Source organism: Citrobacter sp. TBCS-15, assembly GCF_005280815.1.
Classification (GTDB): Bacteria; Pseudomonadota; Gammaproteobacteria; order Enterobacterales; family Enterobacteriaceae; genus Citrobacter; species Citrobacter werkmanii.
The window spans coordinates 216,802-241,877 of sequence record NZ_SZWK01000289.1 but is presented as its reverse complement, the minus strand read 5'-3'; the positions used below and the strand labels follow the sequence as shown (position 1 = coordinate 241,877).

Annotated in this window: 22 protein-coding genes, 1 pseudogene and 1 other annotated feature; of the genes and pseudogenes, 13 read left to right on the top strand and 10 right to left on the bottom strand. The window is 44.6% G+C overall.

Annotated elements, in window-relative coordinates; translation table 11 throughout:
* The first annotated feature begins 4 nt into the window (after positions 1 to 4).
* From FDW96_RS16975 to ugd, 12 genes and pseudogenes are all read left to right on the top strand, one after another.
* Positions 5 to 1,288, top strand: coding sequence for an O-antigen ligase (locus tag FDW96_RS16975; RefSeq protein WP_137366000.1), 1,284 nt, complete (start codon positions 5 to 7; stop codon positions 1,286 to 1,288).
* Between the two features lie 48 nt (positions 1,289 to 1,336).
* Positions 1,337 to 2,326: a glycosyltransferase family 4 protein gene (locus tag FDW96_RS16970; RefSeq protein WP_137365999.1), complete on the top strand. Its 990-nt coding sequence runs from the start codon at positions 1,337 to 1,339 to the stop codon at positions 2,324 to 2,326.
* A 194-nt stretch (positions 2,327 to 2,520) separates the two neighbouring features.
* The gene (locus FDW96_RS16965) at positions 2,521 to 3,639 is read left to right on the top strand and encodes a glycosyltransferase (RefSeq protein ID WP_137365998.1); all 1,119 of its coding nucleotides are present in this window, start codon (positions 2,521 to 2,523) and stop codon (positions 3,637 to 3,639) included.
* Positions 3,632 to 4,690 carry a non-hydrolyzing UDP-N-acetylglucosamine 2-epimerase gene (gene wecB, locus FDW96_RS16960; RefSeq protein ID WP_137365997.1) on the top strand — a complete coding sequence of 353 codons (1,059 nt, stop codon included), beginning with the start codon at positions 3,632 to 3,634 and terminating at the stop codon, positions 4,688 to 4,690. The genes FDW96_RS16965 and wecB overlap by 8 nt, the downstream gene beginning before the upstream one ends.
* Before the next feature lie 12 nt (positions 4,691 to 4,702).
* Positions 4,703 to 6,532 carry a glucosamine 6-phosphate synthetase gene (locus tag FDW96_RS16955; protein WP_137365996.1) on the top strand — a complete coding sequence of 610 codons (1,830 nt, stop codon included), beginning with the start codon at positions 4,703 to 4,705 and terminating at the stop codon, positions 6,530 to 6,532.
* Complete coding sequence (locus FDW96_RS16950; protein ID WP_170974726.1) at positions 6,525 to 7,742, top strand: glycosyltransferase family 4 protein; 1,218 nt, start codon at positions 6,525 to 6,527, stop codon at positions 7,740 to 7,742. Before FDW96_RS16955 ends, FDW96_RS16950 begins: the two co-directional genes overlap by 8 nt.
* A 219-nt stretch (positions 7,743 to 7,961) precedes the next feature.
* Entirely contained in the window at positions 7,962 to 8,558 is a 597-nt protein-coding gene (locus FDW96_RS16945) for a sugar transferase (protein ID WP_137365994.1), read from the top strand.
* The gene (locus FDW96_RS16940; protein ID WP_137365993.1) at positions 8,545 to 9,180 is read left to right on the top strand and encodes an acetyltransferase; all 636 of its coding nucleotides are present in this window, start codon (positions 8,545 to 8,547) and stop codon (positions 9,178 to 9,180) included. Before FDW96_RS16945 ends, FDW96_RS16940 begins: the two co-directional genes overlap by 14 nt.
* Positions 9,181 to 9,184: 4 nt before the next feature.
* Positions 9,185 to 10,360: a DegT/DnrJ/EryC1/StrS aminotransferase family protein gene (locus FDW96_RS16935; RefSeq protein ID WP_137365992.1), complete on the top strand. Its 1,176-nt coding sequence runs from the start codon at positions 9,185 to 9,187 to the stop codon at positions 10,358 to 10,360.
* A gap of 83 nt (positions 10,361 to 10,443) precedes the next feature.
* A pseudogene (locus FDW96_RS16930) lies at positions 10,444 to 12,360 on the top strand (polysaccharide biosynthesis protein).
* 107 nt (positions 12,361 to 12,467) lie between these two features.
* Positions 12,468 to 13,874, top strand: coding sequence for an NADP-dependent phosphogluconate dehydrogenase (gene gndA / locus FDW96_RS16925; RefSeq protein WP_048224404.1), 1,407 nt, complete (start codon positions 12,468 to 12,470; stop codon positions 13,872 to 13,874).
* Between the two features lie 197 nt (positions 13,875 to 14,071).
* A complete protein-coding gene (gene ugd / locus FDW96_RS16920; RefSeq protein WP_137365991.1) occupies positions 14,072 to 15,238 on the top strand; it encodes a UDP-glucose 6-dehydrogenase in 1,167 nt (388 codons plus the stop codon).
* 61 nt (positions 15,239 to 15,299) lie between these two features.
* Here the strand turns inward: ugd and FDW96_RS16915 are convergent, their stop codons facing one another.
* The gene (locus tag FDW96_RS16915) at positions 15,300 to 16,304 is read right to left on the bottom strand and encodes an NAD-dependent epimerase (protein WP_137365990.1); all 1,005 of its coding nucleotides are present in this window, start codon (positions 16,302 to 16,304) and stop codon (positions 15,300 to 15,302) included.
* A gap of 395 nt (positions 16,305 to 16,699) precedes the next feature.
* Between FDW96_RS16915 and wzzB the strand changes: the two genes are divergently transcribed.
* Positions 16,700 to 17,683, top strand: a complete 984-nt coding sequence (gene wzzB / locus FDW96_RS16910; RefSeq protein ID WP_137349957.1) for an LPS O-antigen chain length determinant protein WzzB — start codon at positions 16,700 to 16,702, stop codon at positions 17,681 to 17,683.
* A gap of 54 nt (positions 17,684 to 17,737) precedes the next feature.
* Here wzzB and hisIE read toward each other — a convergent pair whose 3' ends face one another.
* From hisIE to hisL, 9 genes are all read right to left on the bottom strand, one after another.
* A complete protein-coding gene (gene hisIE, locus FDW96_RS16905) occupies positions 17,738 to 18,349 on the bottom strand; it encodes a bifunctional phosphoribosyl-AMP cyclohydrolase/phosphoribosyl-ATP diphosphatase HisIE (RefSeq protein ID WP_137349958.1) in 612 nt (203 codons plus the stop codon).
* A complete protein-coding gene (hisF, locus tag FDW96_RS16900; RefSeq protein ID WP_079223590.1) occupies positions 18,343 to 19,119 on the bottom strand; it encodes an imidazole glycerol phosphate synthase subunit HisF in 777 nt (258 codons plus the stop codon). Before hisF ends, hisIE begins: the two co-directional genes overlap by 7 nt.
* Positions 19,101 to 19,838: a 1-(5-phosphoribosyl)-5-[(5-phosphoribosylamino)methylideneamino]imidazole-4-carboxamide isomerase gene (gene hisA, locus FDW96_RS16895; protein WP_137365989.1), complete on the bottom strand. Its 738-nt coding sequence runs from the start codon at positions 19,836 to 19,838 to the stop codon at positions 19,101 to 19,103. Before hisA ends, hisF begins: the two co-directional genes overlap by 19 nt.
* Entirely contained in the window at positions 19,838 to 20,428 is a 591-nt protein-coding gene (gene hisH / locus FDW96_RS16890; RefSeq protein ID WP_137365988.1) for an imidazole glycerol phosphate synthase subunit HisH, read from the bottom strand. Before hisH ends, hisA begins: the two co-directional genes overlap by 1 nt.
* Complete coding sequence (hisB, locus tag FDW96_RS16885) at positions 20,428 to 21,495, bottom strand: bifunctional histidinol-phosphatase/imidazoleglycerol-phosphate dehydratase HisB (protein WP_042307531.1); 1,068 nt, start codon at positions 21,493 to 21,495, stop codon at positions 20,428 to 20,430. The genes hisH and hisB overlap by 1 nt, the downstream gene beginning before the upstream one ends.
* A complete protein-coding gene (gene hisC, locus FDW96_RS16880; protein ID WP_137365987.1) occupies positions 21,492 to 22,571 on the bottom strand; it encodes a histidinol-phosphate transaminase in 1,080 nt (359 codons plus the stop codon). Before hisC ends, hisB begins: the two co-directional genes overlap by 4 nt.
* Positions 22,568 to 23,872 carry a histidinol dehydrogenase gene (hisD, locus tag FDW96_RS16875; protein ID WP_137365986.1) on the bottom strand — a complete coding sequence of 435 codons (1,305 nt, stop codon included), beginning with the start codon at positions 23,870 to 23,872 and terminating at the stop codon, positions 22,568 to 22,570. The genes hisC and hisD overlap by 4 nt, the downstream gene beginning before the upstream one ends.
* Before the next feature lie 5 nt (positions 23,873 to 23,877).
* Positions 23,878 to 24,777 carry an ATP phosphoribosyltransferase gene (gene hisG / locus FDW96_RS16870; RefSeq protein ID WP_137365985.1) on the bottom strand — a complete coding sequence of 300 codons (900 nt, stop codon included), beginning with the start codon at positions 24,775 to 24,777 and terminating at the stop codon, positions 23,878 to 23,880.
* A gap of 44 nt (positions 24,778 to 24,821) precedes the next feature.
* Positions 24,822 to 24,944 (bottom strand) — a sequence feature (His leader region).
* Complete coding sequence (gene hisL / locus FDW96_RS16865) at positions 24,920 to 24,967, bottom strand: his operon leader peptide (RefSeq protein ID WP_100250077.1); 48 nt, start codon at positions 24,965 to 24,967, stop codon at positions 24,920 to 24,922. Its footprint overlaps the feature before it by 25 nt.
* Positions 24,968 to 25,076: the final 109 nt, after the last annotated feature.

The following is a 25,076-nucleotide window of genomic DNA, read 5'->3' as shown; positions in this document are numbered from 1 at the left end:
GTGTGTGGGTCGCTATAATAATTCGCCCTTAAAGGATAATATTCTAATATCAAAGTTTTTTTTGCTTTGTTTTTTTTGTTTTTATGTTTTGAGTTTTATTATTCCACAGCCGAGTATGTTTATAATACGAATTTCACCATTAGTTGTTGGTGTAGTTGTGTATATTGCTTATTTTCTTTTTATTAATACAAAGCTTAAAAAAGATGAATTAGTTCCATTAATTTTCCTTACCTATTTTTGTTTGCTTGCCTCAATATATTTGATTTGGGATAAGGGGGTTCTTAGTATACTTTCAATGGAAAATTTCTTTTTCCTTTCCTTACCTCTTTTCTTTATTGTTGCGGGACGTTTAAACAACGAAGAAGGGTTGAATTTTACGTATAAATTCTTCCTTTACTTTATCTATTTCCAATTATTCGTGATAATTGGGCAAAGTATGAAAATGTTAACTGGAATAGGGTTTAATACTCCGGCAGAGTACACTGCAGGCATTGATCAAGCTGATTATGAAAATATGCTTTCTGGAACATTTTTGAATTCGAATGATCTAGCGAGTTTAGTTGCTATGATCGCCGTTTTCTTCTTATTACTAAAACATTATCGTGGTTATAAAGTAGGATTGGGCTTAATAGCGGTTTTTGTAATTCTAATATTAACTGCTTCACGAATGTCAATTTTACTATTTGCAATGAGTATAATTGTTTTCTGGTTCTGTAATAAAAAAGTTAAGAAAAAGAAAGTACTATTACTGTTACCGGTTGTTATATTGATCCTGGCATCAATTTATAACCTTATCGATAACTACAGTAATAGCTTTGAGGCTCTAAATCGGGTTAAACAAAGAGTTGATACGATATTTATCATACTTAATAACGGAATTTCTTCTGATAATTCAATGAGTATCAGATTTGAATCGTATCTCAACTTTATCGATAACCTGGATAGTCTGGGGTATGGGACGATGAAATTTCGAGATTATGGCATTTTCGTAAATCACTTAGGTGCGAAATTTAGTCTATTGGCTGTTAACCCCCACTCATTCATTGTTGAGATAGGCTATTGGATGGGATGGTTAGGCCTATCTTTATTTTTAATGTTCATGATCTCCTTATTTATTAAAAAGTGTACAATGTTGAATTTTTTTGTTTTCGTTTCTTTCATATTGATTACTATGATTAGTTCTTCAGTAATTTCTAACTTTCTTTTATTCTTTTGTTTCTTCTGTTGTGCCCTAATATACAAAGAGAGTGTAAATACTGAGACGGGTTCTGTAAATAATATTATGTAATCCATGTTTTATTTTTGCCACAATATATACTCCAAACCATAGGTAATCATGAAGAAAATAATCATTATTAGACCGGAAAGTCCAGAAGGAAGTCCTGTATATGAGAGAAGTAATTCCTTTTCTGACTACTTTAAAAGAAAAGGATTTCATGTCAATATTATTGCGTCGCCTGATGGAATATTAGATCTTTTAAAGCTAATAATTACTATTGTGCGCTGTAACCCGACGTATATTTTCATTACTATGCCACCGTTTCGCAACTGGAGTATTTTTCTATTACCCTTTGCTAAAATAATTTTAGATCTCAGGGATGGTTGGTCTATTGCGATTGAAAGTGGTTATGGCGGCGTATTTGAGCCAAATAAAAAGAAGGCTAAACTTGCTAAGTTTATAGAATACTTTGCCATTAAAAAAAGTTATGCAACTATTACTTGTACGCCTGGTTTGGTACAGTATTTGAGTTCATTAACAAAGAAGAAAATTTACTTGGTGAGAAATGGGTTATCACAGGATGACTATTTAATGGCTCAAAGTCTTCTTGTTAACGAATCATTATCTAGTAATGAAAATATCAGAAGATTTATTTGTGCCGGCAAGTTTTCTGAATATGGTAAAGATAAAGTTAAAAAAATACTGTCTATAATCAATGAACGCTATGGTGACAAAAAATGTCTCATTCAACTCATAGGTTCTGATGTAAATGAAAATAAATGGATTGCAGGGTATTTAAAAGAAAAACAGTTACTGAATATCGATGTTGAGTTACTAGGAAGACTATCAAAATACGAAATGTATAATGTAATGCACAACGCATTCTGTGCCATCACAATTATTCGTGATCCAGATTATGATTTTGGAACGAAAATATATGATTATCTGGCCTTAGAACTAAAATATTTAGATTATTTCGATGAGTCTAATAATTTTCAGGATTATTTCTATCAATATTCAGACATATATCATGGAGAGAAAGAAATGATTCAAATCGTAAGAGAGAAGATCCTGGAAGAGAGTGATTTTAATTCAATTATTATGTGATGCAACAATTCTAAAACTACAGGGTTTGTTCTTCCATATTGTATGTTGAAGCACATACAAAAAGCAGGTGAATATTGTTCTTAACTTAGTGTTATTTAACTAAAAGAATAAATGTGGTGTTTCGCAATCTCAATTTTAATATATCTTATACATTTAATTTACGAATTAAGCACTAGAACAAGACCGGGGAAAAAATGAAGATAGTATTACTCTCAGCAGCATCATCTATCCATACTGTTCGCTGGGCAAACGGTCTAAGTGAAGCTGGCCATGAAGTTTTTGTGATTTCTCAACATGAAAATATTGATCCTTTTCTACCTTCCGTTTCAGTATATACTCTTCCATTTCGGGGGGTGTTAGGTTATTTCACCATAGTGCCTGCAGTCCGTAAACTATTAAAAAAAATACAACCTGATATTGTTAATGCGCATTATGCTAGCGGCTATGGAACTACAGCAAGACTAGTGGGGCATCACCCGTGGATATTATCTGTATGGGGAAGTGATGTTTATGATTTCCCGCATAAATCCCCTTTGCATAAGTGGTTAGTAAAAAAGAATTTACGCGCGGCTGATAGAGTAGTCTCTACAAGTCATTGCATGGCTGAGCAAACCCGCACGTTAACTCCTGAATTGAAAGATATCACTATAACTCCATTTGGGGTTGATTTAAGCGCCTATCAATTTATTGATATTGGGGGCGAAAAACAAACTGATAAAATTATAATTGGCACAGTTAAAACTATGAAGCCAAAGTATGGGATAGATACATTAATTGAGGCTTTTGCGATTTTAATAAATTCATTACAATCTAAATCTGAAATAGATACTAAAAAATTAGAGTTACGATTAGTTGGTGGCGGTGAACAAACAACAGAATTAATTGCGCTCAGTGAAAAGTTAGGGATTGCTGATAGCGTCAAATTTATAGGGCAAGTACCCCATACATATGTACCTCAAGAACTTGCTCGCCTTGATATTTATGTCGCCTTGAGTCGCATGGACAGTGAGAGTTTTGGTGTGGCAATTATTGAAGCGGGGGCTGCAGGTCGACCGGTGGTGGTTTCGGATGCAGGAGGCTTACCCGAAGTAACCATCAACGGTGTTACTGGTCTGGTCGTTCCTCGTGAAAATCCTTCCGCAGCTGCTGCTGCACTAGAAAAGTTGGTATTGGATTCTAATTTACGTAAAGAAATGGGTTATGCAGGAAAAATTCATGTTGCTGAAAATTACTCATGGAGCGCTTGTATAAAGACTATGCTTGAAGTCTACAATACTACAGTTTCAAAATATTCAAGGAATTTAAATGAGTAAAATATTGACGATCATTGGAGCTCGCCCTCAGTTTATAAAGGCTAGCGTTGTATCGCGTGCAATTGCGCAAACCTCGGGTCTTAATGAAATTATACTGCACACTGGTCAGCATTTTGATGCAAATATGTCTGACATCTTTTTCAAACAGCTAGGGATCTCAAAACCAGATATTCAGCTTGATATACATGGCGGTTGTCATGGGGAAATGACAGGGCGGATGTTGACTGAAATTGAGCGTGCATTAATAGAGAATAAACCTGATAGAGTGTTAGTTTTCGGAGATACAAACTCTACTTTAGCAGGTGCGCTGGCTGCCGCAAAACTCCATATACCGGTAGCTCACGTCGAGGCAGGGTTGCGTAGTTTTAATATGCAGATGCCGGAAGAAATAAATAGAATTCTTACAGACCAAATTAGTGATTTACTTTTTTGTCCAACGGATACAGCAGTAAAAAATTTGCATAATGAGGGTTTTGTAAATAAACCAGCCACAGTCCTGCAGGTAGGGGATGTGATGCAAGATGCAGCAATCTTTTTTTCACAAAATGCGCTTGAACCCAATATTGACTTACCAAAACAGTTTATTCTGGCTACGCTGCATCGTGCTGAAAATACAGATAGGCCTCAACGTTTAGCACAAATAGTTTCGGCATTAAACAAAATGCATTCATCAATCGCACCAGTGGTTTTACCGCTGCACCCGAGAACTCGAAAGCTGATTGCGGAACAAGACTTACGACTTGATGTTCAAATTATTGACCCTGTTGGCTATTTCGAGATGGTATGGCTTCTCAAGTCATGCAGTCTGGTTGTTACTGATAGTGGCGGCGTACAGAAAGAGGCATTTTTCTTTGGTAAAGCCTGTGTAACAATGCGTGATCAGACAGAATGGATTGAGCTAGTCAATATAGGTGCCAATGAATTGGTGGGTGCTGATGAAGATAAAATTATCGCATCTGTTACTCGAAACATTGGACGGAAAGTGCAAGACCCACACCAATTATATGGCGGTGGTCAGGCTTCTGTGAGTATAGTTCAGGCGTTAGTTTAATAGGGTTTATATATGTGTGGTATTTTTGGCATTATTTCAAAACAAAAAGTTATCTTATCAGAGCTTAAGTTACTCGCAGAACATGCAAGGCAACGAGGACGTGATTCCAGCGGTCTTATAATTGATTCCGCTGATAAATACAATGTTTATCGAGCGGACTATGATATTAAGAAATTAATGTCAGGAATTAATGTGTCCGACTCGACGATTGCACTGGGACATAGTCGTCTGATTACTAATGGCCTTTCTGATAATCAACCAGTTATTCGCGGTGACGTATGCGTTATCCACAACGGCATTGTTGTAAATTATGAATCTCTGTGGGAAGATCTTAAATTAGATCGTCGTCAAGAAATTGATACAGAGATTATCGCGGCAGTCACAGAACAATACATAAATGAAAAATTCTCACTTGAAGGCTTATCAAATAAAGTCCTTTCTCTATGCAAAGGGGTAGTGGCCACTGCAATTGTTGTCCCTAAGTTAGGGAAAATGATTTTGTTTTCTAATAACGGTAGCCTGTATGTTGGTAGCAAAGGCAATACTTTTTACTTCTCTTCTGAACAATACCCATTAACTAATCTTGGCTGTAATGAAATCAAACAAATCATTAATGAGGAAGTGATATTAGATATCCCTTCAGAAGAACATATCCTTGTTAAGGATGATAACTCTCGAAAATTTAACCTGATACCAAAATTTGTAAAAATACAATCAGAGATTAATTTATTAGAGTATCCTCACCCGCAATTACGCCGCTGTACGAAGTGTATTCTGCCTGAAACTATGCCTTACATTTCATTCGATGAGCATGGGGTATGTAACTATTGTCGCAGTTACAAGCCAAGAAATAACCCAAAACCAAAAGAAGAGTTATTTGAATTAGTTAAGCCATATCGCCGTAATGGCAAGTTAGATTGCATCGTTCCTTTCTCGGGCGGGCGTGATAGTTGCTATGGTTTACATCTAATAGTAAAAGAACTGGAGATGAAACCAGTGACTTATACTTACGACTGGGGAATGGTCACTGATTTAGGACGGCGAAACATCAGCCGAATGTGCGCTGAGTTAGGTGTCGAAAACATCATTGTTGCTGATGATATTGCTAAAAAAAGACGTAATATAGCAATGAACCTGAAAGCATGGTTGAAATCCCCTCATCTTGGTATGATCAGCATCCTTACCGCTGGCGATAAGCATTTTTTCCGTCATGTTGAATCAGTGAAGAGACAAACGGGAATTAACCTTAATCTTTGGGGGGTAAACCCACTCGAAGTAACGCATTTTAAATCCGGCTTTTTAGGTGTTCCTCCAGATTTTGCAGAAGAGCGTGTTTATAGTCATGGTTGGCAAAAGCAGCTTGAATACCAAAAGCTTAGATTTAAAGCGATGTTACAAAGTCCTGGCTATTTCAATAGTTCCTTATGGGATACGCTGTCAGGTGAATATTATCGTAGTTTTACTGAGAAAAAAGATTACTATCATATCTTTGACTATTGGCGCTGGGATGAAAAATTAATTGATGATACGTTAATTAACCAATATGACTGGGAAACGGCAGTTGATACAAGCACTACATGGCGAATTGGCGATGGTACAGCGGCATTTTACAATTATATATATTATATAGTTGCGGGCTTTACTGAGCATGATACATTCCGCAGCAATCAGATTAGAGAAGGTCAAATTACAAGAGAAGAAGCCCTTGCCCTTGTGGAAGATGAGAACCAGCCAAGATATGAGAATATCCGATGGTATTTAGATGCTTTGGGAATGGATTTCTCTGATGTTATTAAAGTAATTAATAATATCCCTCGCTTATATGAAGGTCTTCATGAGTAAAAGTATTTGGTATATATCAAAGTATTTTTCGGCTAAAACCAAAAACTCGGCCGGTGGTCGAGATTGGTTTTTAATGAATGAACTTGGCAAATTAGGTTTTGATGTCACAGTTATTGCCTCGGATTCTAATACTGCCAGTGAGGTACCAGTAATCTCATCTGCTGTTCAAAAAGATCAAAGAGATAATTTGGTTATTTATTGGCTTAAAACATACAAATACACGATTCCAAAATCAGCTAAAAGAGTATTAAGTTGGTTTCATTTTGAATGGTTGCTGTTTAAACTTAATAAAAGTGAACTTCATCGCCCAGATGTTGTTATAGCTTCAAGTTTATCTCTTTTTAGCATCATAAATGGATATCTGCTGCGTCGAAAATATGGGTGTAAACTAGTACTTGAAGTCAGAGATATTTGGCCGTTGACGATAGTTGAGGAAGGTGGATTTAGCCCTAAACATCCTTTTGTTATGCTTCTGGCCAGACTTGAACGTTTTGCATACAAAACTGCTGATGTCATTGTTGGTACAATGCCAAATTTGGGCGAACATGTTCATAACATCTTAGGCTTTCAAAAACCAACATATTGTGTACCAATGGGTTTCGATCCAAATGTACTCTCTATTCAAGAAAAAGTTGATGAAGAAATAGTTAAGCAGTATTTCAAAAATGGAAAGTTCCATGTGGTTTATGCTGGAACTATTGGTATTACCAATGCTTTGGATACTTTATTCGAAGCGGCGGAAAAACTAATGGATAATCAAAGCATCCATTTTGTGATTTTAGGTGAAGGCGCATTAAAATCCGATTACATGAGGCGTTATGCTCATTGCAATAATATAAGTTTTATGCCAAAGGTTTCAAGACTTATGGTCCAGTCTGTTCTAAAAAATGCTGATGTTCTTTATTTATCGGCATTCGATTCTAAGGTTTGGCAGTATGGACAGTCATTGAATAAAATTATTGACTACATGGTTGTGGCAAGACCAATCATCGCATCTTACAGTGGTTATCAGTCAATGATTAATGAAGCGGAGTCAGGATTCTTCGTTCCTTCTGAAAATGCAAATGCTGTCGTTGAGAAAATACTTTTATTAAAAAACATGTCGAAACAAGATAGAGATGCTATGGGGGAAAGCGGTCGGGAATGGATCTTGCATAATAGAAATTATGATAAGCTAGCTCGTTATTATGCTGATATTATTTTTGAATAGTTGTCAGTATCAATATTTTCCAATCTTATAACTCATTTGTTTTGTAATCAACCTGCTGTCTTCGGTTTTAAAATATTAAAAATGAGATGCAGGTTGATTATGTTGGGTTTATCATTATTAATGCCATTGGGTTTGCTGAAAGTTAAGTTAGAAAACATGGCGATAGCAGTAATAACTCCACAACCAAATAGCAGAATTATATCAAATAGGCTTTAATGTATGAAACGTTTGTTAGATATTATTATTTCCTTTTGTGCATTAATTGTTTTATCTCCGTTATTATTATATCTTGCATATAAAATAAAAGCTAGAATAGGTTATCCCGTTCTGTTTCAGCAGCAACGTCCTGGACTAAATGGCAAACCATTTAATATGATTAAATTTCGGACGATGCGTGATGCTTATGATAAAGATGGAAATCCACTTCCAGATAATGAACGGATGACTGTTTTTGGTACTAAGCTAAGAAATATGAGTCTGGACGAACTTCCCGAGCTATGGAATGTACTGCGTGGGGATATGAGTTTGGTTGGCCCCCGTCCATTGCTAATGCAGTATCTTAGTTTGTATAATACAAAGCAAATGCGTAGACATGAAGTTCGCCCTGGTATTACAGGATGGGCTCAAGTTAATGGTCGTAATTCGATTAGTTGGCAAGAAAAATTTGATTTAGATGTTTGGTATATAGATAACCATTCATTACTATTAGACTTGAAGATACTTTTTTTGACAATTCAAAAAGCATATAAAAGAGATGGTATATCTGCTGAAGGGCACGTAACTGTAGAACCATTCAGGGGAAATGATGAAAAATAAAATTGCTGTCTATGGTGGTGGAGGCCATGGAAAGGTTGTCGCAGAAATTATCGAATTATCTGGTAATAATGAAGTTTTTTTCTTTGATGAACAGTGGCCCTCTGTGCTTAAAAACGAACATTGGCCACTTAATGGAAATTTAGCTACGTTAATTGAAAATATAAATAGCTATGATGGTGTTATTGTCGCAATAGGTAATAATAAAATCAGAGTTAATGTGTTTAACGAATTGAAAAGGATAAATGCTCCACTTCAATCATTTATTCATCCAACTGCTTGTATCAGTCGTTATAGTCAAATAGGCATTGGTTCCGTAATTATGGCTCATGCTGCAATTAACCCTTTTGTGACTATTGGCGATGCAGTTATTGTTAACACTGCAGCAACCATTGATCATGATTCAGTTGTAAGTAATGGTTCGCATATATGCCCGGGAGTACACTTATCAGGTGCTGTTAAAGTGGGAGAGAGCGTGATGATCGGTGTAGGGGCACAAGTAGTTCAGTGCATTAATATCGGAGATGACGCCGTCGTTGGTGCAGGTACGAATGTAATATTTGATGTTGAGCCTAATACAATCGTTGTGGGTAATCCCGCTAAATTAATACAGAAGAAAGGATGAGATTGTGCTTAATACATTGTTTTCTCCATGGCCATCATTTACTCAGGAAGAAGCAGAAGCTGTTTCCTCTGTTTTATTATCCAATAAAGTAAACTATTGGACCGGTAATGAATGTCGTCACTTTGAAACAGAGTTTGCTGAATGGGTTGGCACGAAGTATGCCGTTGCTTTGAGTAATGGAACACTGGCACTGGATGTTGCTTTAAAGGCTTTAGACATTGGGGCTGGAGATGATGTTATCGTAACATCGCGTACCTTCCTGGCCTCTGCTTCATGCATTGTAACTGCGGGTGCCAACCCAATATTTGCCGATGTAGATCTCAATAGTCAATGTATTACGGCAGAAAGCATTGCCGCAGTGCTGACGCCAGAAACAAAGGCTATTATTGTTGTTCATTTAGCAGGTATGCCTGCTGAAATGGATCCCATTATGGAACTGGCTCAGAAGCATAACTTGTATGTTATTGAAGACTGTGCCCAGGCTCATGGTGCCCGCTATAAAGGTAAGAGTGTAGGTAGTATTGGGCATATTGCAGCCTGGTCGTTTTGTCAGGATAAGATCATGACTACGGGCGGTGAAGGTGGAATGGTGACAACGAATGATAAAACGTTGTGGTCTGCTATGTGGAGTTATAAGGATCATGGCAAAAGTTATGACGCCGTTTATAACCGGGACCATAAACCGGGATTTCGTTGGTTGCATGAATCATTCGGTACTAACTGGCGCATGCTTGAAATGCAAGGCGCAATAGGTCGCATTCAGCTTAGAAAAATGAAAGACTGGACTCAGCGTCGTCAGGAAAATGGTAAAGCTATTGATAGTGCGCTTGCAGATCTGTCCGGTGTTAGGATTGTTAATGTACCTGAGTACATTGAACATGCGGAATACAAGCATTACATCTTCATCAAACCGTCTTGCCTGAAAAATGGGTGGAGTAGAGATCGTATTATTGAAGAAATCAATACTGCTGGTGTACCTTGCTATCAAGGTAGTTGCTCAGAAATTTATCTTGAAAAAGCATTTGATAATACCCCATGGCGCCCGCAAACACCGCTTGTTAACGCAGTTGAGCTTGGCGAAACCAGCTTGATGTTTTTGGTTCATCCGACATTAACGCCAGAAGAAATAGAATTAACATGTAAAGTCGCACGTAAGGTATTGTGTGACGCATTAATCTAACATCAACGATTCATAGTTGATATAGGATAAACTTCTTGAGGTGGTTCCCTGACCACCTCGTATCTATTTAGATGTGGTAAAGAATGTTAACGCAACTGCTCAGTTTGCCTCGTAATATAAAACGCATAATCATGGTGGCAATAGATTTTGTTTTATTGCTAATTGCTTTCTGGGGTGCCTTTTGGATCCGGATGGATGTTTCTGCACCATATACAAGTTACGAGCACTGGAAGTTACTTGCTTGTCTAATAGCCATTACTGTTTTTATCTTTATAAAAATGGGCCTTTATAGGACAGTCTTAAGATATGTAACGGCAAAAATATTTGTTACTGTCTTGTTTGGTATGTGTATTTCAACATTGTTCTTAATAACAATGGCTTATTTTTTTGATATTTTTCTTCCTCGTGCTGTCCCTATTATTTACTTTGCGTTTTCTTTGTTGTTTATTTGTGGTTCTAGACTCTTCTTTCGTATGATGCTCACCTACGCAGTACGCGGAAGAGTACCTGTAATTATTTATGGCGCAGGTGCTTCAGGTAGACAATTGCTAACTGCTTTAAGACAAGTAGATGAGTATTTCCCTGTGGCCTTTGTCGATGATAATCCTTTGTTGAATAAAGTAGTTATTCATGGAGTAACAGTTTATCCCCGTAAGAGTCTGGAGAAATTAATTCCTCGCTATGGGATAAAGAAAATTCTCCTGGCAATGCCGTCGATATCCGTTGAAAAACGAAGAGAAGTTATTACAAATCTAGAAAATTTTCCTTGTGAAGTTTTGTCTATACCGGGAATGGTCGACTTGGTAGAAGGCAAAGCTCAGATTATGTCCTTGAAAAAAGTCTCTATAGACGATTTACTTGGTCGAGAACCCGTAGCGCCTAGCGAACAACTTTTAGCAAAAAATATTCGTGGTAAAGTTGTTATGGTAACAGGCGCTGGGGGATCAATTGGCTCGGAAATTTGTCGTCAAATTATTACGCAAAAACCAAAGATTTTAATTTTGTTTGAGGTCTCTGAGTTCGCATTGTATTCAATCGAAAAAGAGCTCTCAATGGCGGTCAATAAAAGTGATAATGATATTGTGATCATTCCGCTTATGGGTTCTGTCCAAAAGTTGCACCGCCTGGAAACTATTATGCGAGTCTTTAATGTTAACACTGTATATCATGCAGCAGCTTATAAACATGTGCCGCTAGTCGAATATAATGTCGTTGAAGGTGTGCGTAATAATATCTATGGCACTTTTTATTGTGCGAAAGCAGCAATTTCTTCTCAGGTTGAGACTTTTATCTTGGTTTCCACTGATAAAGCTGTGAGGCCTACGAATACGATGGGAGCAACAAAGCGTGTCGCTGAATTAGTTTTGCAAGCATTAGCTAAAGAACAATCAGTTACATGTTTCAGCATGGTTAGATTTGGTAATGTTTTGGGGTCGTCAGGATCTGTAGTCCCGCTATTTGAAAAACAAATTGAACAAGGTGGGCCAGTAACCTTAACGCATAAAGATATCATTCGTTATTTCATGACTATCCCTGAGGCATCACAACTTGTCATCCAGGCAGGCGCTATGGCGAGAGGCGGTGATGTTTTTGTGTTAGATATGGGAGATCCAGTCCGCATTTATGATCTTGCTACCCGAATGGTTAAGCTAAGTGGTCTAACAATTAAAGATGAATCTAACCCTAATGGTGATATTGAGATTTGTATTACAGGGTTACGTCCGGGGGAAAAATTATATGAGGAGTTGCTTATTGGTGAGCAGGTCTGAGCTACAACGCATCCGCGCATTATGACTGCTCATGAAGATATGCTTAGCTGGCAAGAGCTTGAGATCTATCTGAAACAGATGGATGAGGCGTGTAATAATTTTGAACACGATAAAATCCGCGAGCTTTTACTCAAGATACCAACCGGATTTCAACCAACTGATGGGATTTGTGATTTAGTTTGGCATGCTAAAAACAATGCATTGGAAAGTCATTTTAACGTTACATGCTGAATCAGCATATCAACTGCTAACTACTTTCAAGTATCCTGAGTTAACATCTAAACCACATTCAAGCCGCACACAAGTCGTGTGGTGACCACACCTGACAGGAGTATGTAATGTCTAAGCAACAGATCGGCGTCGTCGGTATGGCAGTGATGGGGCGCAACCTGGCGCTCAACATCGAAAGCCGTGGTTATACCGTCTCCATCTTCAACCGTTCCCGCGAAAAAACTGAAGAAGTTGTTGCCGAGAACCCGGGTAAGAAACTGGTTCCTTATTACACGGTGAAAGAGTTCGTCGAGTCGCTTGAAACCCCGCGTCGTATCCTGTTAATGGTGAAAGCGGGCGCTGGCACCGATGCTGCCATCGATTCCCTGAAGCCGTACCTGGATAAAGGCGACATCATCATTGATGGTGGTAACACCTTCTTCCAGGACACTATTCGTCGTAATCGTGAACTCTCCGCAGAAGGCTTTAACTTCATCGGTACCGGCGTATCCGGTGGTGAAGAGGGGGCACTGAAAGGCCCGTCTATCATGCCTGGTGGCCAGAAAGAAGCCTACGAACTGGTTGCTCCGATTCTGACTAAAATTGCCGCAGTGGCGGAAGATGGCGAACCGTGCGTGACCTATATTGGCGCTGACGGTGCGGGCCATTACGTGAAGATGGTCCACAACGGTATCGAATACGGCGATATGCAGCTGATTGCTGAAGCCTATTCTCTGCTGAAAGGCGGTCTGAACCTGTCTAACGAAGAGTTGGCCACCACCTTCACCGAGTGGAACGAAGGCGAGCTGAGCAGCTACCTGATCGACATCACCAAAGACATCTTCACTAAAAAAGATGAAGACGGTAAATACCTGGTTGACGTGATTTTGGATGAAGCAGCGAACAAAGGCACCGGTAAATGGACCAGCCAAAGCTCTCTGGATCTGGGCGAACCACTGTCGCTGATCACCGAGTCTGTATTCGCGCGCTACATCTCCTCCCTGAAAGACCAGCGCGTGGCGGCATCTAAAGTGCTGTCCGGCCCGCAGGCTAAACTGGCTGGCGATAAGGCTGAGTTTGTTGAGAAAGTACGTCGCGCACTGTATCTGGGCAAAATCGTCTCCTACGCGCAGGGCTTCTCTCAACTGCGTGCTGCGTCAGATGAGTACAACTGGGATCTGAACTACGGCGAAATCGCGAAGATCTTCCGCGCAGGATGCATCATTCGTGCACAGTTCCTGCAGAAAATCACTGACGCGTATGCTGAAAACAAAGGCATCGCCAACCTGCTGCTGGCTCCGTACTTTAAAAACATCGCCGACGAGTACCAGCAGGCGTTGCGTGATGTCGTGGCCTACGCGGTGCAGAACGGTATTCCGGTACCGACATTCTCCGCTGCTGTAGCCTACTACGACAGCTACCGTTCTGCGGTACTGCCGGCGAACCTGATTCAGGCTCAGCGTGACTACTTCGGTGCGCACACCTATAAACGTACTGATAAAGAAGGTGTGTTCCATACCGAATGGCTGGATTAATCTGATTTAGCCTAACTGTAAAGCCAGGCCCGGAGCGCTCCTCCGGGCTTTTTTATTGTCAAAAAATGGGATTCGGTCAGGTCTGATAGTCGGTGCAATAGCAAATCACGATATACTCATTCAATGCAAAGCCGATACGCCACAATGCTGGCGGTGTGCTCAACCTCAATGTTTAACTGGAAGAAGTTACAGAGCGAATGAAGATAACTATCTCAGGAACAGGTTATGTAGGTCTGTCGAACGGTATTCTGATTGCCCAGCACCATGAAGTGGTGGCTCTGGATATCGTCACGGCGAAGGTCGAGATGTTGAACCAGAAAAAATCCCCGATTGTTGACAAAGAGATCGAAGAGTACCTGGCGACGAAACAGCTTAATTTTCGTGCAACGACTGATAAGTACGATGCATATCGTGATGCGGATTACGTAATTATCGCGACACCGACTGATTACGATCCGAAGACTAACTACTTCAACACCTCCAGCGTCGAGTCCGTTATCCGCGATGTGCTTGCCATTAACCCCAAGGCGGTAATGGTCATCAAATCCACCATTCCGGTCGGTTTTACTAACTCGATTAAAGAGAAGTTTGGCATCGATAATATTTTCTTCTCGCCGGAGTTCCTGCGTGAAGGTCGCGCGCTGTACGACAACCTGCATCCGTCGCGTATCGTGATTGGCGAGCGTTCTGAGCGCGCTGAGCGCTTTGCCGCGCTGTTGCAGGAAGGGGCTCTGAAGCAAGACATTCCGACGCTGTTTACTGACTCCACCGAAGCCGAGGCGATCAAGCTGTTTGCCAACACCTATCTGGCGCTGCGCGTGGCCTACTTTAACGAGCTGGATAGTTATGCAGAAAGCCTTGGTTTGAACTCCCGGCAGATTATTGAAGGCGTTTGTCTGGATCCGCGTATTGGTAATCATTACAACAATCCATCCTTTGGCTACGGTGGCTACTGCTTACCGAAAGATACCAAGCAACTGCTGGCCAACTACGAATCGGTGCCGAATAACATCATCGGTGCAATCGTTGATGCTAATCGTACGCGTAAAGACTTTATTGCTGACTCTATCCTCGCGCGCAAGCCGAGGGTGGTGGGCGTATACCGTCTGATCATGAAGTCTGGCTCGGATAACTTCCGCGCCTCCTCTATTCAGGGGATCATGAAGCGTATTAAGGCCAAGGGCGTACCCGTTATTATTTATGAGCCGGTCATGGAGGAGGATGAATTTTTCCACTCTCGGGTAATCCGCGATCTTAACGCGTTCAAAAATGAAGCGGATGTTATTATTTCTAATCGTATGACATCAGAATTGGCTGATGTTGCAGAAAAAGTGTATACCCGCGATTTGTTTGGGAGCGATTAAGCTGCGTTGCCGTAAAAAAGGCCTTATTAAAAGGCCTTTTTTACATTAAATAGCTCGGTAATTACACTTTGTAGAAATCTCGGTACCACCTAACAAAGCTATTCACTCCATTTTTAACCGTTGTTTCAGGTTTAAAGCCAATAATATTATAGAGCGCTTGGGTATCCGCACTGGTGTCTAGCAGGTCTCCTGATTGCAACGGAAGCATATTTTTAGTGGCTACAACCCCAAGACTTTCTTCCAGCGCGTTGATATAGTCCATCAACTCCACTGGCGCGCTGTTACCGATGTTATAAACCCTATACGGGGCTATACTTGTTGCTGGTGTTCCTGTTTCAACGGTCCAGTCAGGGGTGGTTTGCGGAATGATATCCTGTAAACGCATGATCGCCTCAGCAATATCATCAATATAAGTAAAATCACGTTTCATTTTTCCATAGTTATAAACGTCGATACTGTTACCTTCAAGTATGGCTTTGGTGAATTTAAACAATGCCATATCAGGGCGTCCCCATGGCCCATATACAGTAAAGAAACGCAGGCCGGTGGTAGGAATCCCGTACAAATGAGAATAGGTATGCGCCATCAGTTCGTTGGCTTTTTTAGTCGCCGCGTAGAAGGAAATAGGGTGGTCGACAGAATCACCTGTAGAAAAAGGCATCTTTCGGTTTAAACCGTATACTGAACTTGAGGACGCATAGAGTAAGTGTTGTATGTGATTATGACGACAACCTTCCAGTATGTTCAGAAAACCAGTGAGGTTTGAGTCCGCGTAAGCATGCGGATTTTCGAGTGAATAACGCACTCCAGCTTGGGCGGCGAGATGAATCACACGATCAAAATGCCCGGATGCGAAAAGAGTTGACATACCTTCGCGGTCGGCTAAATCGATCTTATGAAAATTGAAGCCGGGGTGTACCAGCAGCTCCAGACGGGCCTGCTTAAGACTCACGTCGTAGTAATCGTTTAGATTATCGATACCGACGACTTGATGGCCAGCCTCAAGGAGGCGTTTGCTAACATGGAAGCCGATGAAACCAGCGGCCCCCGTAACCAGGTATTTCATGTTCGTTCCTCTTTTCGGCTAAAAAGCAGCCAGGCACTATCTGGTGCAACGAAAACTGGAATAATACCGTCAGATGGCAAAAAAGCTAATGGTTATCCTTTTTACTCATACCATTTTTACGGGTAAGTCAATAAATATTCATGTCATGAATTTATTGACAAAAGTGTTGAGCATAAACCATTCTGACATTTAACCCGCTGATCGATGCTTTTCCTGTAAAGAGTATCTTTTGTATATTGACACTTCTTTTAAATTCCTTCCCTTTTTCACCAGTGACTAAAATACCAATCAAAATCTCTCAAACAATTTGATTTTTTTATCATTAATCCTATGGAATTGCTTCAAATTATAGCTAAACTAATTCGAGTTTAAGCCTTTCCTTAATTAGGGTATTTATGTCTGTAAGTGATAACAACATGTCCGGGCGCGTTAACGATCCGGAACAGATTGATTTGATTGATTTGCTGCTGCAATTATGGCGTGGGAAAGTCACTATCGTTGTCGCGATTGTTGTTGCCATTGCACTGGCCGTGGGCTATCTGGCGGTTGCTAAAGAGAAATGGACCTCTACTGCAATTATTACTCAACCTGATGTCGGACAGATTGCCACCTATAACAACGCGCTTAACGTGATGTATGGCGCCAGTGCACCTAAGGTAACTGAACTGCAGACAAACGTTATTGGTCGTTTCAGTACCTCTTTCTCTGCATTGGCTGAAACGCTTGATAATCAGGAAAAACCAGAGAAATTGTCAATTGAGCAGTCTGTTAAAGGCCAACAGTTGCCGTTAGCAGTTTCTTATGTTGGCGGATCACCAGAAGAAGCTCAGCGTCAGTTGGCTGAATACATTCAACAAACTGATGAAAAAGTTGCCAAAGAGCTGGAGCTTGACCTGACTGATAACATCAAGCTGCAAACCAGTACTCTTGAAGACTCTCTGAAGACCCAGGAAGTCGTCGCTCAGGAACAAAAAGATTTGCGCATCAAGCAAATCCAGGAAGCGTTGCGTTATGCAGAACAGGCAGGTGTCACTAAGCCGCAAATTCAGCAAACTCAGGATGTTACGCAGGATAGTATGCTGCTGCTTGGCAGCGATGCTTTGAGATCAATGATTGAGCACGAAGCAACGCGTCCATTGATTTTCTCTGGTAATTACTATCAGACCAAGCAAAACCTGCTGGATATTGAAGCATTAAAAATCGAGAAGGCAAAACTGCACACTTATCGCTACGTGATGAAACCAACGTTACCGATTCGTCGCGACAGTCCGAAAAAAGCAATTACCCTGGTACTGGCAGTATTGCTGGGTGGGATGATTGGTGCAGGTATCGTGCTGGGGCGAAATGCACTGCGTGGTTACAAAGCCAGAGCGCAGTAAGCCTAATCTAATAACAAAAAAACCGGGCAAGCCCGGTTTTTTTACGTCTGTAGATTACTGATGACGCTTACGTAAGTTCTCAATCACGGTGGTCAGGTCAAGCTCCTGATCCTGTAGCAGCACTAACAGGTGGTACATCAGGTCAGAGGCTTCATTCGTCAGCTCGAAACGATCGTTCACGGTGGCGGCCAGCGCGGTTTCCACGCCTTCTTCACCCACTTTTTGCGCAATGCGTTTGGTGCCGCTGGCATACAGCTTCGCGGTGTAAGAGCTTGCCGGGTCGGCGGTTTTACGCTCAGCCAGTAGTTGTTCTAACTGATACAGGAACAGCCACTGATGGCTGGCGTCAGCAAAGCAGCTTGAGGTGCCTTTGTGGCAGGTTGGCCCGATTGGGTTAACCAGTGCTAACAGGGTGTCGTTATCGCAATCGGGTGTGATGCTGACCACATTAAGAAAGTTGCCCGAGGTTTCACCTTTGGTCCACAGGCGTTGTTTGGTCCGCGAGAAAAAGGTTACCTTACCGCTTTCAAGCGTTTTATCCAGCGCCTCCGGGTTCATATAACCCAGCATCAATACTTCGCCGGAGACCGCATGCTGCACGACAACTGGCATCAGTCCGTCAGTTTTTTCCCAGTCCAGCTCGCGGCATTGTTGCTTCGTTAACATATCCTGATCTCCACGCCCTGTGTTGCCAGGTACGCTTTTAATTCGCCAATATTGATAATTTGCTTGTGGAAGACGGAGGCGGCAAGCGCGCCGTCAACGTCAGCATCCCGGAAGGCTTCGAGGAAGTGTTCCATGGTGCCCGCGCCACCGGAGGCAATCAGCGGTACATGGCAAACGTCGCGCACTTTTCTCAGCTGTTCCAGATCGTAGCCGTTACGCACACCGTCCTGATTCATCATGTTCAGCACGATTTCGCCCGCGCCACGTTTCTGCACTTCCTGCACCCAATCCAGCGTTTCCCACTGCGTGATGCGGGTACGACTCTCATCCCCGGTGTACTGGTTAACGTGATATTTACCGGTTGCAGCGTCATACCAGGTATCGATACCCACCACAATGCACTGTACGCCAAAGCGGTCCGCCAGACGCGTGATAAGCTCCGGGTCAGCCAGCGCCGGGGAGTTGATGGAGATTTTATCCGCCCCGAAGGAGAGAATACGCGCCGCATCATCGATGGACTTAATCCCACCGGCAACGCAGAACGGAATGTCGATCACTTCCGCCACGCGCGATACCCAGCTTTTATCGACTACACGGCCATCGCTGGAAGCGGTGATATCGTAGAACACCAGTTCATCTGCGCCTTCATCGGCATAGCGTTTTGCCAGCGGAACGATGTCGCCAATAATCTCGTGATTGCGAAACTGGACGCCTTTTACCACCTGTCCATCGCGAACGTCCAGACAAGGAATTATGCGTTTTGCCAGCATTGGATGGCCTCCTCAACGGTGAACTTACCTTCCAGCAGGGCGCGTCCGACAATCACGCCGCGTACTCCGGTCCCGCGCAGGGCCGCTACATCCTCGATTCCGCCAATGCCACCAGATGACTGAAACGCCACCTGCGGATATTTGGCGCACACTTCTTCATAAAGCGCGACGTTTGAACCCGCTAGCGTACCGTCGCGGGAAATATCGGTGCACAGCACATGCTTCAGACCCACGGGCAAATAGGTTTCCACCAGTTCTTCCAGCGAAACCCCGGAATCTTCCTGCCAGCCGCTGACCGCAACCTGTTTATTACCTTGCTCATCAATACGCACGTCCAGCGCCAGCACCAGCGCGTCGGCGCCAAAACGGGTAAACCAGCTCTTAACTTCCTCAGGGGTTTTAACCGCCGTCGAACCGACCACCACACGCGCCACACCGGCGTCAAGCAGTGCCGCAACGTCCGCTTCAGTACGCACACCGCCGCCCACCTGCACCGGAACATTGACGCCCGCGACCAGCGTTTTAATCAGTGGTATTTGTCGTTTCTGCGGATCTTTTGCCCCGGTCAGATCGACCAGGTGCAGTACCTGTGCGCCTTGTGCCGCATAATCCTGCAGACGGGGCAGGGGATCGTTGCCGTAATCACGTTGCTGTGCGTAATCGCCCTGATGAAGACGCACCACCGTGCCGTCGATTAAATCTAATGCCGGAATAATCATTACATCTCCAGAAAGTTTTTCAGCAACTGCGCCCCAGCCGCACCCGAACGTTCCGGGTGGAACTGCACGCCAAAGAAATTGTCCTTTTGCACTGCCGCGGTAAACGGTTCGCCGTAATGACATTGGGCGATGGTCCATGGATTCACTGGCATCGCGTAGCTGTGGACAAAGTAGAAATACGCCCCATCTTCAATACCCTGGAACAGACGATTTCCCGCCTGCGGATAAACGCGATTCCAGCCCATATGCGGCAGCGGCAGACCGAAATCGGTCATTTTAGGGACGTCCTGATCAATAATGCCCAACAGGGAGACACCGTTACTCTCTTCACTGCGCCGCCCAAGCAGTTGCATGCCTAAGCAGATCCCCAGCACCGGCTGCGTACAGGCCTTAATCAGCTCAATAAGTTCACGCTCGTGCAACTGGTCCATAGCTGCCTGCGCGGTACCAACGCCGGGTAGAAACAGCTTATCGGCACGGAGCACCACATCTGCATCGCGGCTGACAACCGGGTCGTATCCATGGCGCTCGACGGCGGATTTCACCGAGTTCAGATTGGCGCAGCCGGTATCCAGGATCACTACGTTCATTACAACACTCCTTTTGAGGAGGGCAGCGTGTCGCCTTCTACGCGAATTGCCTGACGCAGCGTGCGGCCAAAGGCTTTAAACAGGCTTTCAACGCGGTGGTGGTCATTTTTCCCTTTGGTTTTCAGGTGCAGGGTGACGCCCATGGTGTAAGAGAGTGAGCGGAAGAAGTGTTCAATCATCTCCGTGCTCAGATCGCCCACGCGCTGGTAGGTAAACTCAGCGCGGTATTCCAGGTGCGGACGCCCGGAGATATCCAGCGCGCAACGTGCCAGACACTCGTCCATCGGCAGGACAAAACCAAAACGGTTGATGCCACGTTTATCGCCTAATGCCAGCTTTAAGGCCTCACCCAGCGCCAGACCGGTATCTTCTACGGTGTGGTGATCGTCAATATACAGATCGCCCTTAACGGCTATCTCCATGCGAAAACCACCGTGGGTGGCGATTTGATCCAGCATGTGGTCAAAGAAGCCAACGCCGGTATTGATTTTGCTTTGACCTTCGCGGTCCAACCAGACTTTGACGTCAATCTGCGTTTCTTTGGTATTGCGCTCAACGTGCGCGTAGCGGTCACGCTTGGTCAACTGTTCGCCGATCATCGCCCAGTTCAGGGTGTCACGGTGATAACGCAATCCGCGAATTCCCATGTTTTCAGCCAGCTGAATATCTGTGGCACGATCACCAATGACGTAGCTGTTTGCTATGTCCATGGCCTGTTCAACCAGGTACTGCTCAACCAGCTTCACTTTTGGCTTCCGGCAAGCGCATTCGTCCGTCGGCAGGTGCGGGCAAATCAGCACTTCATCAAATGCCACGCCCTGAGAGGTGAAAATTTGCATCATCAGGTTATGCGGACCGTCAAAATCGGCCTGCGGGAAACTCTGCGTTCCCAGTCCATCCTGGTTGGTAATCATCACCAGCTTATAGCCTGCTTTTTGCAGTTTCAGCAAAACAGGAACGACTTCCGGCTCAAAAGCCAGTTTGTCAAAGCGATCAACCTGAAAGTCACTTGGCGGTTCGGAAATCAGGGTTCCATCGCGGTCGATAAAAAGATACTTCTGGCTCATACTTGCTCCGCACGTAAGGCGTCAATGACGCGCTGGCTCTCTTCACGGGTTCCGACAGTAATTCGCAGGCAGCCGCTTAACGAGGGTTGTTTGTTCTGGTCTCGTAAGATAATGCCCTGATCCCACAAAGATTTAAATACGCTGCTGGAGGCGGTAAAGCGCGCCAGAACATAGTTGGTTTCAGAAGCGAAAACCTGTTCTACACAGCGAATTGTTTTCAGGTTCTCTACCAGATACTGACGCTCTTGCAGGATCTGCTCTACACGTTGGCGCATGGAGGCAACCCCTTGCGGCGTCAGCGCCTGGGCGGCGATATCCGCCACCGGCGTAGAGAGCGGGTAAGGGGCGATCACCTTTAACAGTAGATTGATAACCTCTTCATTGGCCAGCGTAAACCCGCAGCGTAAACCGGCGAGAGCAAACGCTTTGGACAGCGTGCGTAAAATCACCAGGTGCGGATATTCAGACAGCCAGCCTGCCAGCGTGGCCTGCGGGCAAAACTCGATATACGCTTCATCGGCAACCACGATAGCTTTACCCTGCGTCATGTCGAGCAGCGAACGCAGATCTTGTGGCTTAATCAACTGGCCCGTTGGGTTATTGGGGCTGCATACATAAACCACCTTCACGCGATCAAGCTTGTCCGCGATACCTTGTAAATCCAGTTGCCAGTCGTCAAGTGTCGGGACGGTACGGCATTCGACGCCAATTGTTTCAGCGCTGACGCTGTACATGCCGTAAGTCGGTGGGCAGTACAGAATCGCATCTTTACCGGGTTCGCAAAAAGCGCGCACCAGCAGTTCGATCCCTTCATCTGCGCCGCGGCTGACCAGCACCTGCTCCGGCTTGACGCCTGCATACTGCGCGTAATTCTCAATCACGGCTTTCGGCTGGCACTCCGGGTAGCGGTTCAGCGTTTGCTGGCTTAGCTGAAACTCAACGGCGGTGGGGTATTCATTCGCGTTGAGCCAGACGTCGCCGTTACCGCCAAGACGGCGGGCAGATTGATAAGGCGTTAACTCGCGGACATTCTTACGGGCTAAATCAGTGACGCTGAGAAAGTTGTCAGTGCTCATACTTGCTCCTTCAGGGCGTTAACGCGCAGGGTGACGGCATTTTTGTGGGCGGTCAGCAGCTCAGCCGCGGCCAGGGTTTCAATGGTGGCGGCCAGCGCAGAGAAACCTTGTGGTGTTAATTCCTGTACGGTCATCCGTTTCTGGAAATCAGCCAGCCCCAGGCTGGAACAGGTTGCGGTATAACCGTAGGTTGGCAGCACGTGGTTGGTGCCGGAAGCGTAGTCGCCTGCGGATTCCGGCGACCAGTCGCCAAGGAACACCGAACCGGCGCTGGTAATGTCGTCAACCAACTCACGTGCGTTGCGGGTCTGAATGATCAGGTGCTCCGGCCCGTAGGCGTTGGAGATTTCAACGCACTGCGCCAGATCTTTCGCTACGATTAAGCGGCTGGCAGAGAGCGCCTGACGCGCGGTGTCGGCGCGGGACAGCTCGGCGAGCTGACGTTCAACAGCTTTGGCAACTCCCTCGGCAAGCTTAGCGTCCGGCGTCAGCAGGATCACCTGCGAGTCCGGACCGTGCTCGGCCTGAGAGAGCAGGTCGGAGGCGACAAAATCTGGCGTTGCGCCGCTGTCGGCGATAACCAATACTTCGGACGGTCCGGCAGGCATGTCGATGGCTGCGCCGTCAAGACGCTGGCTGACCTGGCGTTTGGCTTCGGTCACATACGCATTGCCCGGCCCGAAGATTTTATCGACCTTCGGAATAGACTCCGTGCCCAGCGCCAGCGCGGCAATGGCCTGTGCGCCACCCACGTTAAACACTTCTTTCACGCCACACAGCTGCGCAGCGTAGAGGATTTCATCGGCAATTGGCGGTGGCGAGCACAGCACCACTTTTTTGCAGCCGGCGATGCGCGCCGGGGTCGCCAGCATTAATACGGTAGAGAACAGCGGTGCCGACCCGCCAGGAATATACAGGCCCACGGAAGCGATAGGGCGGGTAACCTGCTGGCAGCGTACGCCCGGCTGGGTTTCGATATCCACCGGCGGCAGAATTTGCGCGCTGTGGAAAGTATCAATATTACGTACCGCCGCCTGCATGGCTTGTTTCAGCTTGTCGCTCAGGCGACTGCTGGCCTGCTGAATTTCTTGCTCGGTGACGCGTAGCGCGCCGACCTCGGTTTTATCAAACTTCGCGCTGTATTCGCGCAGTGCCTGGTCGCCGTTGTTTTTGACGTTTTCAAGGATCTCGGCCACTGTGCGGCTAATGCTTTCAGAGGCGGAAATCGCCGGGCGCATTAGCAGTTCGCGCTGCTGCTCAGGGCTACAGCTATTCCAGTCAATCAGGGTATTGAAGCTCATGGTCGTTACTCCATCATCTTCTCAATCGGCAGCACCAGAATTGAGCTGGCGCCGAGCGCTTTCAGTTTTTCCATTGTTTCCCAGAACAGGGTTTCGCTGCTGACCATGTGGATGGCCACACGCTGCTGGTCACCCGCCAGTGGCAGAATGGTAGGGCGCTCAGCGCCAGGCAGCAGGGCGATGACTTCGTCCAGACGCTCGCTCGGCGCGTGCATCATGATGTATTTGGATTCACGAGCCTGAATAACCCCCTGGATGCGGGTCAGTAGTTTGTCGATCAACTGCTGTTTGGCTGCGGCCATTTCGCCATCGCGCTGAATCAGACACGCTTTAGATCGGTAAATCACTTCCACTTCACGCAAACCATTGGCTTCAAGTGTCGCACCGGTTGAGACCAGATCACAAATCGCATCGGCAAGGCCCGCGCGGGGTGCGACTTCGACAGAACCGTTTAACAGACAGGATTTAAATGACACCCCTTTTTGATCGAGATAACGCTTGAGCAGGTGCGGGTAAGAGGTGGCGATACGCTTCCCGTTCAGCGCGGTCGGGCCATCCCAGGCTTCATCAACCGGGGTTGCCAGCGAAAGACGGCAGCCGCCGAAGTCCAGACGACGCAGGGTAAAATAGCGAGGATCTTCACCCTGTGCCCGACGGTTGAGCAGCTCTTCTTCCAGAACGTTTTCCCCAATGATGCCAAGATCAACGACGCCGTCCATCACCAGACCCGGGATATCGTCATCACGCACGCGCAGAATATCAATCGGCATATTCTCTGCCATCGCAATTAAGCGTTGGGTGTGAAGATTAATTTTAATGCCGCAACGGGCCAGTAATTCGCGTGAATCGTCGCTTAAACGGCCTGATTTCTGCATAGCTATGCGTAAACGGGTGTTGTCTAACATTGTTTGTTCCTCGTTATCCTGTCTGAATCAGTTTGGGTCACGCACAAAAAAAGCCCCCGGAAGAAATCTTCCGGGGGCTTTCTCATACGCTCATGCACCGCTGGAAGATTTAAATGTCTCCCAGCACACATCGCCTGAAAGACTAGTCAGGATGATGGTGGTGATGGTGTTTAAATTGAGCGCGTGTCATAAATTTCTCGATGAATGTTTATTCATTTGATGTCTTTTAACCTAAACCACTTTAGCTACGGAAAGCAAGGGCTTTTTTTGATCATTAATTCATTTCATATTGATACTAT